General features: G+C 71.9%; 12 protein-coding genes. All 12 read right to left on the reverse strand.

What is annotated here, in order from left to right:
- Positions 1–41: 41 nt before the first annotated feature.
- Positions 42–1,214 carry a sugar phosphate isomerase/epimerase family protein gene (locus AQJ27_RS04875; protein ID WP_067362007.1) on the reverse strand — a complete coding sequence of 391 codons (1,173 nt, stop codon included), beginning with the start codon at positions 1,212–1,214 and terminating at the stop codon, positions 42–44.
- A gap of 156 nt (positions 1,215–1,370) precedes the next feature.
- A complete protein-coding gene (locus tag AQJ27_RS04880; protein ID WP_067362010.1) occupies positions 1,371–2,771 on the reverse strand; it encodes an alkaline phosphatase family protein in 1,401 nt (466 codons plus the stop codon).
- The gene (eboE, locus tag AQJ27_RS04885) at positions 2,768–3,937 is read right to left on the reverse strand and encodes a metabolite traffic protein EboE (RefSeq protein WP_067362013.1); all 1,170 of its coding nucleotides are present in this window, start codon (positions 3,935–3,937) and stop codon (positions 2,768–2,770) included. The genes AQJ27_RS04880 and eboE overlap by 4 nt, the downstream gene beginning before the upstream one ends.
- A 3-nt stretch (positions 3,938–3,940) precedes the next feature.
- Positions 3,941–4,789, reverse strand: a complete 849-nt coding sequence (locus AQJ27_RS04890) for a TatD family hydrolase (RefSeq protein ID WP_067362016.1) — start codon at positions 4,787–4,789, stop codon at positions 3,941–3,943.
- Entirely contained in the window at positions 4,789–5,493 is a 705-nt protein-coding gene (locus AQJ27_RS04895; protein ID WP_201264222.1) for an EboA domain-containing protein, read from the reverse strand. The genes AQJ27_RS04890 and AQJ27_RS04895 overlap by 1 nt, the downstream gene beginning before the upstream one ends.
- Positions 5,490–6,476, reverse strand: a complete 987-nt coding sequence (locus tag AQJ27_RS04900) for a sugar phosphate isomerase/epimerase family protein (RefSeq protein ID WP_067362019.1) — start codon at positions 6,474–6,476, stop codon at positions 5,490–5,492. Before AQJ27_RS04900 ends, AQJ27_RS04895 begins: the two co-directional genes overlap by 4 nt.
- The gene (locus AQJ27_RS04905) at positions 6,473–7,456 is read right to left on the reverse strand and encodes an SCO3242 family prenyltransferase (protein ID WP_079064777.1); all 984 of its coding nucleotides are present in this window, start codon (positions 7,454–7,456) and stop codon (positions 6,473–6,475) included. Before AQJ27_RS04905 ends, AQJ27_RS04900 begins: the two co-directional genes overlap by 4 nt.
- A complete protein-coding gene (locus tag AQJ27_RS04910; protein ID WP_067362809.1) occupies positions 7,453–8,586 on the reverse strand; it encodes an inositol-3-phosphate synthase in 1,134 nt (377 codons plus the stop codon). Before AQJ27_RS04910 ends, AQJ27_RS04905 begins: the two co-directional genes overlap by 4 nt.
- 115 nt (positions 8,587–8,701) lie before the next feature.
- Positions 8,702–10,045, reverse strand: coding sequence for a ThuA domain-containing protein (locus AQJ27_RS04915; RefSeq protein ID WP_067362816.1), 1,344 nt, complete (start codon positions 10,043–10,045; stop codon positions 8,702–8,704).
- Between the two features lie 15 nt (positions 10,046–10,060).
- On the reverse strand, positions 10,061–12,565 hold the full coding sequence (locus AQJ27_RS04920) for a PQQ-dependent sugar dehydrogenase (protein WP_067362022.1): 2,505 nt from the start codon (positions 12,563–12,565) through the stop codon (positions 10,061–10,063).
- Between the two features lie 80 nt (positions 12,566–12,645).
- Positions 12,646–13,650, reverse strand: a complete 1,005-nt coding sequence (locus AQJ27_RS04925) for a sugar phosphate isomerase/epimerase family protein (RefSeq protein ID WP_067362025.1) — start codon at positions 13,648–13,650, stop codon at positions 12,646–12,648.
- A gap of 13 nt (positions 13,651–13,663) precedes the next feature.
- Complete coding sequence (locus tag AQJ27_RS04930) at positions 13,664–14,998, reverse strand: Gfo/Idh/MocA family protein (RefSeq protein ID WP_067362028.1); 1,335 nt, start codon at positions 14,996–14,998, stop codon at positions 13,664–13,666.
- Between the last annotated feature and the right edge of the window lie 43 nt (positions 14,999–15,041).

The raw sequence follows: 15,041 nt of genomic DNA on the forward strand, positions 1-15,041 counted from the left end.
GGCGCGTTGTGGGGAGGGCCGCCCGGTGCACTGCCGCGAAGCTAGTGACGCCGCTTGCGGAGGGCCGCGAGGTTGTCGTAGCCGATCTTCGCGTGCGTGAGTGACTGCCCGGCGTCCGTGGCGCTCGGGGCGTTGTCCTGCTCGACCATCGGGTTGTGGTAGTTCCGGTCACCGACGCGCGAGAAGAACGTCGTGTAGTCGATGACGCCGGTGCCGAACGGCACCATGTCGTAGCCCATGCCGTTCGTCGTGTTGACGACGCCGTCCTTGGCGTGGAAGAGCGGGTAACGCTTGTTGTTGCGGACGACGAGCCCGGCGGGATCGAACACCTTCTCCTGGGTGGAGCCGTCGTGGGCCGTGTACGTGTGGAACTTGTACTGGGCCACGTGCGCCCAGAAGATGTCCATCTCCAGCCAGACCACCTTCGGGTCGGTGATCTTCAGGAAGTACTCCAGCTTGCGGATGCCGGAGCTGCGGGTCGGGTTGCCCTGGGCGTCCAGCGGGCCTCCGTCGAGCAGGAAGCCGTACGCCGCGTCGTGGTTGTGGGTGTACAGCTTGAGGCCCTCGCGGCGGGCGATCTGGCCGAGCGCGTTCCACTTGTCGGCGGCCACGTCCCAGTCGGCACGGTAGGCGCTGCCCGTGGGGTCGCCACCGGTACCCATGTGCGCCATGCCGAGGATGTTGGCGATCTCCAGGTGCTTCTTGAAGGTGTCCAGGTCGGCCGTGGTGAGGGGCCAGGACGGGGGTATGAAGCCGTGGTTGCCCTGCGCCCGCAGCCCGTACTCGTCGAGCCAGGAACGCAGCAGCTTGGCGCCCTGCACGGACTCCAGGCTCGCGCCGCCGGGAGCGTTGGCGTGCTGGCCGTATCCGGCGAACTCCACCTGCCGGTACCCGAAGCGCGAGAGCTGCTTGAAGACCTCGCGGAATCCGGAGGGCAGGTCGGTGGCGAGCGGGTCGCGGCCCGTGGCGTCCCGGACGGTGTAGAGGATGATGCCGCGCTTGTTCGCGGGGACGAGCACGTCACCGCCGTGGTCGTGGCCATGGTCGTGGCCTCTGCCGCGGTCCTGGGCGAAGGCTGGTGAGGCGCCGAGGACAGGGGCGGCGATCGCCGCGGTCGCGGCGGCGGTGCAGGTGCTCAGAAAACGGCGGCGGTTGAGGCCGAGCGCGCGGCGCAGGGCTTCGCCGGTGGCGGGTTCGTCGTTGAAGGCGGTCACGGTTTCTCTCTTTCGGATCGGTGTACGGCTTTGACGGGTGCCGTTGGGTCTGCTGCTCGTGCGCAGGTCAGAGGTGTGCGAAGCGCTCACCGGACCCGTTGTCAGTGGCGCGTGCTTCACTTTCCGTAGTTGCTCGTCACGCCCTGTCAGGTCTCGTCAGGTGAGGCCGGCCAGGTCGAGCAGCAGGGATTTCACTTCGGTGGCCGCGATGCGGCCGGGAGCGATGTGGGGGGTGGAGCAGATGAGGAGCGGACCTTCGTCGTCGCTCGTGGGAAGGCGGCCATGGCTGCCGCGAATAGGTGAGGGGTCCAGCGGCACGACCGCCATGCGGTAGCGCAGTCCGAGCTTCTTGCGGGCCAGTGCCGTGGCCGCCTTCACCTTGACGTAGGGGTCGAGGGGATCCATGAAGAGTTCGACCGGGTCGTAGCCGGGTTTGCGGTGGATCTCGACGAGCTGCGCGAAGTCGGGCGCGCGGGCGTCGTCGAGCCAGTAGTAGTACGTGAACCAGGCGTCCGGCTCCGCGACGGCGACGAGTTCGCCGGAGCGCGGATGGTCGAGGTGGTGGGTCTTCTTGCCCTCGTCGTCGAGGAGCCGCTCGATGCCGGGCAGGCCGGCGAGGGCTGCCTTGGTGGCCTCCAGGTCCTCGGGGCGGCGCACGTAGACATGGGCGATCTGGTGGTCGGCGACCGCGAAGGCCCGGGAGGCCATCGGATCGAGGTACTCCATGCCGTCCTGCGTGTGCACTTCGAGGAGTCCGGCGCGGCGCAGGGCGCGGTTGATGTCGACGGGGCGGTCCGCGCGGGTGATGCCGTACTCGGAGAGCGCGACGACGGTGCGGCCTTCCGCCTTCGCGTCGTCGAGGAGGGGAGCCATGGCCGCGTCGAGGTCCGCGGCCGCCTGAAGGGAGCGCGGGTCGTCGGGGCCGAAGCGCTGGAGGTCGTAGTCGAGGTGAGGGAGGTAGCAGAGGGTCAGGTCCGGCCGGCGGGTGCGGTTGATGTGGCGGGTCGCGTCGATGATCCAGCGGCTGGAGACGAGGTCGGCGCCGGGACCCCAGAAGTGGAACAGGGGGAACGTGCCGAACTTCTGGGTGAGTTCGTCGTGCAGGGCCGGGGGCCGGGTGTAGCAGTCGGGTTCCTTGCGGCCGTCGGCGTAGTAGACGGGACGGGGAGTGACGGTGATGTCGGTGCCGGCGCCCATGGCGTACCACCAGCAGATATTGGCGACCGTGTAGCCGGGATGCGCGCGCCGGGCGGCGTCCCACAGCTTGTCGCCTGACACCAGGCCGTTGTGCTGCCGCCACAGCAGTACGTCGCCGAGCTCGCGGAAGTACCAGCCGTTGCCGACGATGCCGTGCTCGGACGGATGGGTGCCGGTGAGGAAGGTGGACTGGGCAGCGCAGGTGACGGCGGGCAGGACGGTGCCGAGCGGGGCGCGGAAGCCGGACTGGCCGAGGGCCTTGAGGTGGGGCATGTGGTCGAGGAGACGGGGGGTGAGGCCGACGACGTCCAGGACAAGGAGAGGAGTGGGGCCGGCCGGCTCCTGTGGTGGTGGGGTCACGGCAGCTCCTTGAGGCCGAGGTCCGTCAACAGGTCCCGGGCGAGGGTGAGTTCGGCGGCGATGCCGTCGGCGAGCTGGGCGCGGGCACGGGGGCGCAGCTCCGGCGGGAGTGCCTGCCAGGTGTAGGTCTCGACCTCCAGGTGGTGGGTGAGGGGATGCGGGCCGCCGACGAGGCGGGTCAGTGCGGCCCGCAGGACGGGGAGTGTAGAGGTGAGGGGTGCGGCGGGGGCCGCGTGCAGCGGGACGTGGAAGTGGGCGCGCCACGGGGAGGCGTCGGGCAGGGCGTCACCGGCGAGGGCCTGGCCGAGGTCGTCGGTGCCGCGCAGGCCGGCGGCGGTGAGGGTGCGGGTCTGGTGCAGGAAGCGGGGTTCGTCGAAGGCGGCGAGGGCCGCGCGGACTTCGGGGAGATGGGGGTGTTCGGCGTGCAGGGCGGCTGAGAGCTGGGATTTGACGATGGGGACGCGGGCCTGTGTGAGCGCGTCCAGGGCGGTGTGCGGGTCTTCGAAGGAGGTGGCGAGATGGCAGGTGTCGACGCAGATGCCGATGCGGTCGTGACCGATCGCGGTGAGTGGGGCGAGGGCGTCACGGGTGGTCTCGACGGTGCAGCCGGGTTCCGGTTCCAGGCCGATGCGCAGGGAGCGGCCGGTGAGTTCGTTGAGGGCGTCGAGGCGTTCGGCGAGCGTGGTCAGCGCGGTGTGCGCTGCCGTCGCCCGCTCCTGGTCGTATGCGGTGCGCCAGGCGAGGGGCAGGGTGGAGATGCTGCCTTCGGTGACGTCGTCGGGCAGGAGCTGGGCGAGGACTCGGGCCAGATCGGTGGTGTGGGCGAGGCGTTCGGGGTCGGCCCAGTCCGGCTGGTAGACGCGGTACTTGACCTCTTCGGCTCCGAAGCCTTCGTAGGGGAAGCCGTTGAGGGTGACGACTTCGAGGCCGCGGCGTTCGAGTTCGGTGCGCAGTCCGCGCAGCGCGGAGGGGTCGGTGACGAGGGCGTGGGCGGCGTCCCTTGCCAGCCACAGGCCGATGCCGAGGCGGTCGCGGCCGAGGCGGCGGCGGACGGGTTCGCAGTGGTCGCGGAGTTGGGCCAGGACGCCGTCGAGGGTTTCGGCCGGGTGGACGTTGGTGCAGTAGGCGAGGTGGACGGTGGAGCCGTCGGGGTGGCGGAAGCGCATCGCTCACTCCCCGCCGCGCAGGATGGAGTTGCCTTCGTGGGTGACGTCGGGGGTGGTGACGGCGAGGCTCAGCCGTCCGCTGAGGCCGTAGAAGGCGACGGGGTTGCGCCACAGCACTTGGTCGACGTCGTCCTCGGTGAACCCGGCGGCCAGCAGGGCGTCGGCGACGCGGCGGGTCTTGAGGGGGTCGCTTCTGCCCCAGTCCGCGGCCGAGTTGACGAGCACCCGCTCCGGCCCGTACTCCGCCAGGACGGCGACCATGCGTTCCTCGTCCATCTTGGTGTCGGGATAGACGGAGAAGCCCAGCCAGCAGCCGCTGTCCTTGGCCTCCTTGACGGTGTTCTCGTTGAGGTGGTCGACCAGGACGCGGTCCGGGGACAGGGCGGACTCCCGGACGACGTCGAGGGTGCGGCGCAGGCCGGCCTGCTTGTCGCGGTGCGGGGTGTGGACGAGCGCGGGGAGCTCGTGGTCGGCGGCGAGTTGCAGCTGGGCGGCGAGGGCGGTGTCCTCGGCGGGGGTCATCGAGTCGTAGCCGATCTCGCCCACGGCCACGACCTGGTCCTTGACGAGATAGCGCGGCAGTTCGTCGAGGACGGGGACACAGCGGGGGTCGTTCGCCTCCTTGGGGTTGAGGGCGAGCGCGCAGTGGTGGGCGATGCCGTACTGGGCGGCGCGGAAGGGTTCCCAGCCGAGGAGGGAGTCGAAGTAGTCGAGGAAGGAGGCGACCGAGGTGCGGGGCTGGCCGAGCCAGAAGGAGGGCTCGACGAGGGCGCGGACACCCGCGGTGTGCATGGCCTCGTAGTCGTCGGTGGTCCGTGACGTCATGTGGATGTGGGGGTCGAAGATGCGCATCAGGACTCCTTGCCGGATGTGCGGTCGGTACCGCACGGGCCTGCGGGGGCGGCGGTGGGCTCGGTCAGGGCCAGGACGCGGTGCAGGTCCTCGGGGACGGGACGGTCCGCGGCGGTGCGTTCCCGCGCGTAGTCGCCGAGCATCCGGGCGAGTTCGGCGTCCGCGTGGGCGCGCGGCGCCAGGTCGGCCACGACGTCCACGGGTACGCCGGTGAACAGGCATTTGAGGACGGCGTGCCGCCAGGTGTGGGCGTCCAGGTGGCGGGCGGCGTACGGGCCGAGGGCGGCGGCGACGAGCCGGGTGTCGTTGGTGCGCAGGGCGTCCTCGACGAGGGGCAGCGCGTCGGGGCCGGGCACGAGGTGGGGCAGGGCGTGCAGGACGGCCCGGCGTTCGGCGGCCGTGCCCTGCCGGTAGACGCGGGCGAGTGCGTCCGGGTCGGCGTGGGCGGCGTGCAGGAGGAGCACGCGGGCGGCGTCGGCGTGCTCGGGGCCGCAGCGGCGGGCCGCCTCCGCGATGCGCAACTCCCAGACGGAGATGGGTCCGTGGGTGCCGGGATGGTCGGCGGCCTCGTCGAGGGCCTGGTCCAGCCAGGCGCGGGCGGGCGGGGCGAGGGAGGTGTTCAGGCGGGCGTGCAGGGCGGCGAGGGTGGGTTCGGCCGGGTGGTTCGCCGTGCTGCCGTGGGACGCGTGCGGGTGGTGGTTCACGGGGTGCTCCCTTCGGCGCCTGCGGGGATCGCCCGGGCCGCGCGGTGGAGGAACGGGAGGGACCGTGCGGCGAAGTGGGGGCCCGCGTGGGAGTGGCGGGGCAGTTCGACGACGGTCAGCGCCTGGTAGCCGGTGGCGGCCAGGGCTTCGAGTACGGGCGGGAAGTCGATCTCCCCGTCCCCGAACGGGAGGTGTTCGTGGTGGCCGCGGCGCATGTCCTCGATCTGGACGTGCCGCAGCCAGGGGGCGGCGGCGCGGACGCAGTCGGCGGGTGGCAGGGGTTCCAGGCACTGGCAGTGGCCGATGTCGAGGGTGAGGCCGAGGGCGGGCGGGTCGCCGAGGATGCGGCGCAGGTGGTGGAAGTCGGCGAGGGTGGCGAGGAGATGGCCTGGTTCGGGTTCGACGGCGAGCGGGATGCCGGCGTGGGTGGCCGCGTCCAGCACGGGGGTGAGTGCCTCGGCGAGGCGCTTCCAGGCGGTGTCCTCGGCTGTGGCGGCCGTGGCGGCCGGATTGGCCGGGTCGGCTGGGGTGGGCGGGTTGGCCCTGTCGGCCAGGTGCGCCGGGAGTACGCCGCTGAAGCAGTGGACGGCGTGGGCGCCGAGGTCGGCGGCGATGCGGACTGCGCGGATGAGGAGGTCGACGCGGCGGGCCCGGTCGGCCGGGTCCGGGTCGAGGAGAGAGGGGCCGTGCTTGCGGCGCGGGTCGAGCACATAGCGGGCGCCGGTCTCGACGGTGACGCCGAGTCCGAGGGTGTCCAGCCTGCGAGCCACCTTCCGGGTGCGGGCGGCGACGTCCGGGGCCAGCGGGTCCAGGTGCATGTGGTCGAGGGTCAGGCCGACGCCGTCGTAGCCGAGGTCCGCGAGGAGGGCGAGGGCGTCGTCGAGGCGGAGGTCGGCGAGACCGTTGGTGCCGTAGCCGAAGCGGAGGGGGTGGGCGTTCGTGGCGTGGGGCCGGGGGTTCGTGCGGTGGGGTGTCGGGGTCATGTGACGCTCACCTTCCTCGCGAATCTGCGGGCCGCCGGGGCGAGGGCGGCCGTGAGAAGGGCGGAGGCGAGGGCGCCGGAGCGGGCCGCGAGCGCGGCCTGGAGGGGGATCATCGCGCGGATTCCGCCGCCGACGGCTCGCTGGGTGAGCGGGGGTGAGGGGTTGAGGGTGGCGTGGAGGAGGGGGCGGCCCGAGGTGGTGAGGAAGGCGGCGGCAAGGACGGTGCGTAGGGGGTCCGCGGCGGGGTGCCGGGAAGGGTCCGCGGCGGGGTGTCGGGAGGGGGCCGCGCCCGAGGCCCCCGGGGTTCTCGTCAGCCTCCAGGCCAGCATGCCCGTCGTGGTGAGCGCGGCGAGCGGTGCGAGCGGCGAACCGCCCCGGGTCTCGCCGCGGGACACCGTGGTCACCGCGAGGGTGTGGGTGGCCAGGGTCAGGGCGGAGGGCAGGGCGGGGCGGGCGCTGCCGCCGGTGGCCGTCGCGCCGAGGAGCAGGTCCAGGCCCCGCGCGGTGGCCATCGCCGCCGGCCCGGCGGGGGTTCGCTTGAGCGCGAGGTCGTATGCCCAGACGGTGGCTGCGAGGGGGGCCGCGACGGCGAGGGCCGGGCGTCCGGCGCGTGCTGCCAGGGCCAGGCCCGCCGCCGTGAGGGCGCCTGCGGCGACGAGGGCCCCGGACGGGTGGATGCGTCCGGAGGGCAGTGGGCGGTGGGGGCGTTCGAGGGCGTCCTCGGTCTGGTCGGCCCAGTCGTTGAGGGCCATGCCCGCCTCGTACAGACAGAGGGAGGAGGCGATGGCGAGCAGGGTGCGGGGGTTGGGACGGTTGCCGGTGGTGGCGGCGCCGGCGAGAGCGTCGCCCGGGACGGTGAACAGGGCAGGGAGACGGAGGAGTTCGGCCCAAGCCCTGGCCTTCGTACCTGTCGGCGGGCTCGGAATCGGGCTCAGGTTCGTGGTGGTGGGTCGGTCCGGCCTGGGCGAGCGCGGCGTCATCGGGTCTCCCCGGGGAGTGCGCGGAGCCGTAGCGCGAACCCCGCCAGGGCGGCGTACTGCTCACCCAGCGCCGCGGGCCCGTCGCCCACCGGGTCCTTGAAGTAGAAGCCGAGTTCGCTCAGGGGGCCCGAGAGACCGGCCTCGTGTGCCCGGGACACCAGGCGCGCGAGGTCGAGGACCAGGGGCGCCGCCAGTGCGGAGTCGCAGCCCTGCCAGGTGGTCTGCAGGATCATCCGGGTGCCGAGGAAGCCGTCGAAGGCGATGTGGTCCCAGGCGGTCTTCCAGTCGCCGAGGGCCGGTACGTCGTCGATGTGGACCTCGCCCTGCGGGGCCGCGCCCAGGGTGTCCGCGAGGACCCGTTCCTTGCCCGCGTTCTTGGCCGCGGCGGCGGCCGGGTCGGCGAGGGACGCACCGTCGCCGCCGCCGAGCAGATTGGTGCCGGACCAGGCGCGGATCGCCAGGGCGCGCTGCGCGAACATCGGGCCGAGCACCGACCGCAGCAGGGTCTGGCCCGTCTTGCCGTCGCGGCCGGCGTAAGGGAGACGGGCGGCGCGTGCCGCCGAGGCGAGCGCGGGGTGGTGCAGGCCGGTGGACGGGGTGAAGTTCACGTAGGGGCAGCCGGCCGCCAGCGCTGCCGCCGCGTACAGCGAGCTCGGGGGCAGGGCGGAGCCCACGGGCGCGGGTTCGGTGGAGGCCACGTTCAGCACGACCACGCGGGTCAGGCCCCGTCGTCGTACGAAGTCGCGCAGATCGGCCGCGAAGGCGTCCACGAGCTCGGAGTCGTCCCGTGTGTCGCCGGGGGCGGGGCCGCCGGGGCGGATCTCCGCGTCGGCGGCTTCCAGTTCGGCCGCGATCGCCGAGGGGAGTCCGGGTGGCAGCACACCACCGGCGGCCAGGGCCTCGGCCCGTTTCGGCAGTGGGCAGTCCACGGTGTCGTGACCGCCGAAGACGAGGGAGGACAGGGTGGGCAGGCCGCACTCGGCGAAGAGGGATGTCTCGGTGACCATGCCCGTCGGGGGGTGCAGGCCGGCGGTGAGGGCCGCGCAGCCCGCGATGACGGTGGTGGCGACGGAGCCGCGGGCTCCGATCAGCCACACCCCCACCCGAGGTTCGGAAAGGGACGCGGGCATGGGGGACATGGGCAGCCTCCTTGTCGTACGTCAGCCACACAGGGGAGAGGAGAGAGAAAGAAGAGAGGTGGGCGAGACGGCGGGCGGGGGTCCGGCGTCCCCCGCCCGCCGCCGGTCAGTCGCCCTTCGTGGGCAGTTCCTTGATCCGGACGTCACGGAAGGACACCTGGTCGTAGGCTCCGTGGTTCTGGAGGCCGATGTGTCCGTCGCGCAGGCTTCGTACCGGATCGGTGTTGGTGAAGTCGTTGATCTTCACGCCGTTGAGCCAGACGCGGAGGTGCTCGCCCTCCACGCGGATCTCGTACGTGTTCCACTCCCCCGGCGGGTTCAGCGCGCGGTCGCGCTTCTTCAGGTCGGCGGACTGGAAGCTGTACACGGCCCCGGTGGTGCGGTCGGGGGCGTCGGTCGCGTCGATCTGGACCTCATAGCCGTTGTTGACGGCCGACCAGGGGTCGTCGGACTCCGGAAACCCGACGAACACTCCGGAGTTGTCGTCCCCGGCCACCCGCCAGTCCAGCTTCAGCGAGTACGAGCCGAACTCGGAACCGGCGTACCAGAGCATCCCCAGGCCGTCGTGCGACGTCAGCGTGCCGTCGTCGCTCAGCGAGAACGAGCCCGGGCCCGCCTGTTTCCACGCCGCCAGCGACTGAGCCGTGCCGTCGAAGAGCGGCCGGTAGCCGTTCTCCGGGCGGCAGTCGGCCTGGGCGGCGCCGATGGCGTACCGGATGCCGCCCAGCAGGTGCTGCCGGAAGGCGGGTTCGGCGTACGACTCCTTGGTGTGGCCGCCCCCGGTGTAGAAGGCGCGGCCGCCCCGGTACTCCTGGCACCAGGCGATCGGATGGTCGCCGCTCATCGTGCCGCCGGTGTACGAGGACTCGTCGAGCGAGGCGAGGACGTGGGCCCTGTCGCGTGGGTTCGAGCGGTAGTTGTACCACTCGTCCGTGCGCTCCCAGGATCTCGGGAGCCCCGAGGTCGCCGGATGGGAGCGGTCCTCGACGGTGACCGTCGCGGGCTGGATCGCGGGGTGCGACTGGAAGTACGCGCCCGCGAGGCCGCCGTAGAAGGCCCAGTCGTACTCGGTGTCGGCGGCCGCGTGGATGCCCACATAGCCGCCGCCCCGCTTGATGTACCGCTCGAAGGCGGCCTGTTCGGTGGTGTCGAGGACGTCACCGGTCGTCGAGAGGAAGACGACGGCGTCGTACCGCGCCAGGTTGCGTGGCGTGAAGGCGCCCGCGTCCTCCGTGGCGTCGACCGCGAAGCCGCCCGTGGCCCCGAGCTCCCGTACGGCCGCGATCCCCTCGGGGATCGAGTCGTGCCGGAAGCCCGCGGTCTTCGAGAAGACCAGCACCCGGCTCCTGTCGAGGCCGTCCGCGCCCTTCGACGCCGCCGGTCCCGACACACACCCGAGGAGCAGGGCGGCAGCGGCACCCACGGTCAGCATGCGTAGCGATGTGCGCATGACCATCACCCCCCGTCAGCTCGTCGTGAAGGTGAAGTCGTCCACGTCGTAGAGCGCTCCGGTGCCGCTTCCCTTGAAGACGAGGTAGAGCGTGGTGGTGCCGCGCGGGGCGTGCGCGAGATCGGCGCTCACGTCCTGGAAGGTGTCCCAGCCGCCCGTCACCGGTACGGTCGCCCGGCCCAGCGTGCGGCCGGTCGGGGAGCCCGCGCGGATCTCGAGGGTGCCGCCCGCGCCGGCGGAGGCGACGCGTGCCGTGATCTTCTGGGCGTCGCTCAGGGAGTAGGGCGTGAAGGAGATCCAGTCACCGTTGTCGATGTCACCGACGGTCCTGCCGCCGTGCGCGGTGGTCTTCGACTGGACGGTGATGCCGGAGGCCTTGCCGTAGTGCTCGGCCTGGCGGTGCTTGGGCTGGAGCACGTTCTGGTCGTGGGTGGTCAGCGGTGCCTGGCCGCCGCCTCCGCCGTCGGTGTACTCGGCGTCGAGGACTCCGAAGATGTTGGCGTCCTGGTCGTGGCCGCCGTCGGCGCTGGTCTGGAGGGTGCCGGAGCAGCCGTTCGCCGAGGTGAGCGGGTGGCCGTGGCTGTCGTGGCCGAGGATGAAGGTGACCTTCACCTTGGCGCAGTCGATCGCTCGGCCGTCCTCGGGGTCGGTGACCTTCACCTTGAACGGCACGGGGTCGCCGAAGCTGAACAGCTGGCCGTCACGCGGTTGTTCGATCACGACCTTGGGTGCGGTGTTGCCGACCACGATCCGCACGCTCGCGCTGCCGGTGCGGCCGGTCGCGTCCTTGGCGGTCACCGTCGCCGTGTAGGTGCCGTTCGCCTTGTACTTGTGAGAGGGGTTCGCCGCCGTCGACGTACCGCCGTCACCGAAGTCCCAGCTGTAGGTGAGGGCGTCGCCGTCCGCGTCGGACGAACCGGCCGAGGAGAAGCTCACCTTGAGCGCGGCCTGCCCCGAGGTGCGGTCGGCCGCGGCCTGCGCGACCGGCGAGTGGCCGTCGGTGGCGTTCTCGATGCGGTAGAGGCCCGAGTTCTCGTCGCCGCCGAACCAGGCGGTGCCGTAGTCGAGGACGTACAAGGCGCCGTCCGGTCCGAAGGCCATGTCCATCACCTGCGTGCCGGTCCACGGGACGGAGTTGATGGACTGCACCGTGCCGGCGGAATCGCTCGCGATCCGCTTGATCCAGCGGCGGCCGAACTCTCCGGCGAAGAAGTTCCCGTCGTACGCCTGCGGGAACTTCACGGGCGAGTCGAGCGAGGCGTCGTAGTGGTAGACCGGGCCGCCCATCGGGGACTCCGAGCCGCTGCCGAACTCCGGGACGGAAGCGCCGTCGTAGGGGATCCAGGCGGGCTGGGCCGGGGGCAGGTCCGTCAGTCCCGTGTTGTGCGGGGAGGTGTTCTTCGGGGCGTTGCAGTCGAAGGCGGCGCCGGAGGTCTTCGTCGCGAAGTCGTAGTCCACGTAGGCGTCGTTCTTGCCCGTGCAGTACGGCCAGCCGAAGTTGCCGGGGCCGGTGACGCGGGCGAACTCGACCTGGCCGCCGGGGCCGCGTGCCGGGTCGGCCGCGCCGGCGTCGGGGCCGTAGTCACCGACGTAGACGATGCCTGTCGCCTTGTCGACGCTGAAGCGGAACGGGTTGCGGAAGCCCATCGCGTAGATCTCGGGCCGCGTCTTGTCCGTGCCGGGCGGGAAGAGGTTGCCGTCGGGGATGGAGTACGAGCCGTCGGCGTTCACCTTGATGCGCAGGATCTTGCCGCGCAGGTCGTTGGTGTTGCCGGCTGAGCGCTGGGCGTCGAAGACCGGGTTGCGGTCGGGGCGCTCGTCGATGGGCGTGAAGCCGTCGGACTGGAAGGGGTTGGTGTCGTCCCCGGTCGACAGGTACAGGTTCCCCGCCGCGTCGAAGTCGATGTCGCCGCCGACGTGGCAGCAGATGCCGCGGGTGGTCTTGACCTCGAGGACGTTCTTCTCGCTCGCGGTGTCGAGGGTGCCGTCCGTCTTGAGGACGAAGCGGGAGAGGCGGTTGACGCCGTCGAAGGGTGCGAAGTCGGCCGCCGTGCCCGTCTCGGGGGCGTCGCCCGCCGGGGTGTTCAGGGGCGGCGCGTAGTAGAGGTAGATGAAGCGGTTGTCGGCGAAGCCCGGGTCTATGCCGACGCCTTGCAGGCCTTCCTCGTCGTGCGTGTAGACGTCGAGTTTGCCCGCGATCCTGGTGTTTCCGGCCGCGTCGGTGAGGCGGAGTTCGCCGTCGCGCGAGGTGTGCAGGACCGAGCGGTCGGGGAGCACGGCGAGCGACATGGGCTCGCCGACCTCGGGCTCGCCCTTGGCGAGGGTGACCTGCTGGAAGTCCTCCGCCGCTGCCGTGTTCCCCGGGTCGGCGACGGCTGCGCCGGCCGGGGGTGCGGTGAGGGTGAGCGAGGCGGCCGCGAGCAACGCGCCGCTCAGCAGGGCGAGCGCTCGCCGGTATGCGGGGCGTCGTCTGTGGGTCTCGGTTCTGTCGGTGCGGGTGGCGCGGTCTTTCCCGTGCACGAATGCCTCCAGAAAGGGGCTGGTTGTACGAGCGGGTGCTTGCGCCGGGGTGCGCCGTCACCCCGGAGACACAGGAGAAGTCAGTCGTTGCCGCCGAACGCCGCGTCGAAGGATGCCGACGGCGGCTCGAAGTCGTACGCCTTGAGACGGGTCAGGGCCTCTGGTGCGCCCTGGAGCCGGTCCATGCCGGCGTCCTCCCACTCGACCGAGATGGGGCCCGTGTAGTCGATGGAGCGGAGCATGCGGAAGACGTCCTCCCAGGGGACGTCGCCGTGCCCGGCCGACACGAAGTCCCAGCCGCGCCGGGGATCTCCCCAGGGCAGGTGCGAGCCGAGGCGGCCGCCTCGGCCGTCGAGCCGCTTGCGGGCTTCCTTACAGTCGACGTGGTAGATGCGGTCGCGGAAGTCGTAGAGGAAGCCGACCGGGTCAAGGTCCTGCCAGACGAAGTGCGAGGGGTCGAAGTTCAGTCCGAACGCCGGTCGGTGGTCGACCGCCTTGAGCGCGAGCTGTGTCGTCCAGTAGTCGTAGGCGATCTCGCTCGGGTGGACCTCGTGTGCGAACCGCACGCCCTGCTCGTCGAAGACGTCCAGGATGGGGTTCCAGCGCGTCGCGAAGTCCTCGTAGCCGCGCGCGATCATCGACTCGGGGGCGGGCGGGAACATCGCGACCAGGTGCCAGATCGCCGAGCCGGTGAAGCCGACGACCGTGTCGACGCCGAAGGCCGCCGCGGCGCGCGCGGTGTCGGCGATCTCGGCGGCGGCTCGCTGCCGTACGCCCTCGGGTTCTGCGTCGCCCCAGATCCGGGCGGGCAGGATCGCCCGGTGCCGCTCGTCGATGATGGCGTCGCAGACGGCCTGGCCGACCAGGTGGTTGGAGATCGCCCAGCACTTGAGGCCGTACTTGTCGAGGAGCGCGTGCCGGGAGTCGATGTACGAGGGGTCCGCGAGCGCCTTGTCGACCTCGAAGTGGTCGCCCCAGCAGGCGAGTTCCAGGCCGTCATAGCCGAAGTCGCGGGCGAGGCGGCAGACTTCTTCGAGGGGCAGGTCGGCCCACTGGCCGGTGAAGAGTGTGAAGGTGCGCGGCATGTCCGGGGCCTCCTCAGACCGCGATGGGTGTGTAGACGGAGTTCTTCTCGGCGCTCTCCTCCACCGCCGCGAGGACGCGCTGCACCCGCAGCCCGTCGGCGAAGGACGGTTCGGGGCGCCGGCCGGCGGCGATGGCCCGCACCAGGTCGCGGGCCTGGTGGGTGAAGGTGTGCTCGTAGCCGAGGCCGTGGCCCGGCGGCCACCAGGCTTCCAGGTAGGGGTGGTCGGGCTCGGTGACGAGGATCCGGCGGAAGCCCGCGTGCGTCCCGGGTTCGGTGTGGTCGTGGTACGAGAGCTCGTTGAGCCGTTCCAGGTCGAAGGCGAGCGAGCCGCGCTCGCCGTTGAGTTCGATGCGCAGGGAGTTCTTGCGCCCGGTCGCGAAGCGGGAGGCCTCGAAGGAGGCGAGGGCGCCGGAGGCGAAGCGGCCGGTGAACAGGGCGGCGTCGTCGACGGTGACCGTGCCGACACCCCCGGCCCGCGGGCTCGTCTCCGATACGGCGCTCAGTCCACTCGACGCTCCGCCGGGCAGCGGGCGCTCCCGTACGAACGTCTCGGTGAGCGCGGAGACCCCGACGACCGGCTCGCCCGCCAGGTACTGGGCGAGGTCCACGATGTGGGCCCCGAGGTCGCCGAGCGCGCCCGATCCGGCGAGTTCCTTGCGCAGTCGCCAGGTGAGCGGGAACTCCGGGTCGACCAGCCAGTCCTGAAGGTACGTCACCCGTACGTGCCGCAGGGCTCCGAGCCGCCCCTCGGTGACCATCTTCCGGGCGAGTGAAGTCGCGGGCAGTCGGCGGTAGTTGAAGCCGACCATGGACATCTGACCGCGGGCGAAGGCTGCCTCGGCGGCCTCCGTCATCGCCTCCGCCTCCTCGACCGTGTTCGCGAGGGGCTTCTCGCACAGTACGTGTTTGCCGGCGGCCAGGGCGGCGAGGGCGATCTCGGCATGGCTGTCGCCGGGGGTGCAGATGTCGACGAGGTCGACGTCGTCCCGGGCGATCAGGGCCCGCCAGTCGGTCTCGGCCGCCGCCCAGCCGTGCCGGTCGGCCATGGCCCGCACCGCGCTCGCGTCACGGCCGCAGACGGCGGCGAGGACCGGGCTGCGCGGCAGGTCGAAGACGCGGCCCACGGTGCGCCAGCCCTGGGAGTGGGCGGCGCCCATGAAGGCGTAACCGACCATGCCCACCCCGAGCGTCGGCTTGTCCGCCGTCGCCCCGGCCGCCTCGGCCCCGGGCCCGGAAGCGAGCCCCGCCTCCAGCCGGGGCCCGGAAGCGAGCCCCGCTTCGGCCCCGGGCCCGGCAACGAACCCCGCCTCCACCCCGGCTGCCTCGCCCTGGTGCGGCTGTCCCATACGGATGTCCTCCTCGTCGTCGTGACGCTGTGGGGGGTGTGAG

Origin of the sequence: Streptomyces olivochromogenes (assembly GCF_001514115.1) — a bacterium.
Lineage (GTDB): Bacteria > Actinomycetota > Actinomycetes > Streptomycetales > Streptomycetaceae > Streptomyces > Streptomyces olivochromogenes.

What these genes read in the sequence shown, in the direction of transcription:
- AQJ27_RS04890 (WP_067362016.1), bottom strand. Translation starts at nt 4,789, where the DNA reads ATGCGCATCTTCGACCCCCACATCCACATGACGTCACGGACCACCGAC.
- AQJ27_RS04910 (WP_067362809.1), bottom strand. Translation starts at nt 8,586, where the DNA reads ATGCCCGCGTCCCTTTCCGAACCTCGGGTGGGGGTGTGGCTGATCGGA.
- AQJ27_RS04905 (WP_079064777.1), bottom strand. Translation starts at nt 7,456, where the DNA reads ATGACGCCGCGCTCGCCCAGGCCGGACCGACCCACCACCACGAACCTG.
- AQJ27_RS04915 (WP_067362816.1), bottom strand. Translation starts at nt 10,045, where the DNA reads ATGCGCACATCGCTACGCATGCTGACCGTGGGTGCCGCTGCCGCCCTG.
- AQJ27_RS04900 (WP_067362019.1), bottom strand. Translation starts at nt 6,476, where the DNA reads ATGACCCCGACACCCCACCGCACGAACCCCCGGCCCCACGCCACGAAC.
- eboE (WP_067362013.1), bottom strand. Translation starts at nt 3,937, where the DNA reads ATGCGCTTCCGCCACCCCGACGGCTCCACCGTCCACCTCGCCTACTGC.
- AQJ27_RS04930 (WP_067362028.1), bottom strand. Translation starts at nt 14,998, where the DNA reads ATGGGACAGCCGCACCAGGGCGAGGCAGCCGGGGTGGAGGCGGGGTTC.
- AQJ27_RS04925 (WP_067362025.1), bottom strand. Translation starts at nt 13,650, where the DNA reads ATGCCGCGCACCTTCACACTCTTCACCGGCCAGTGGGCCGACCTGCCC.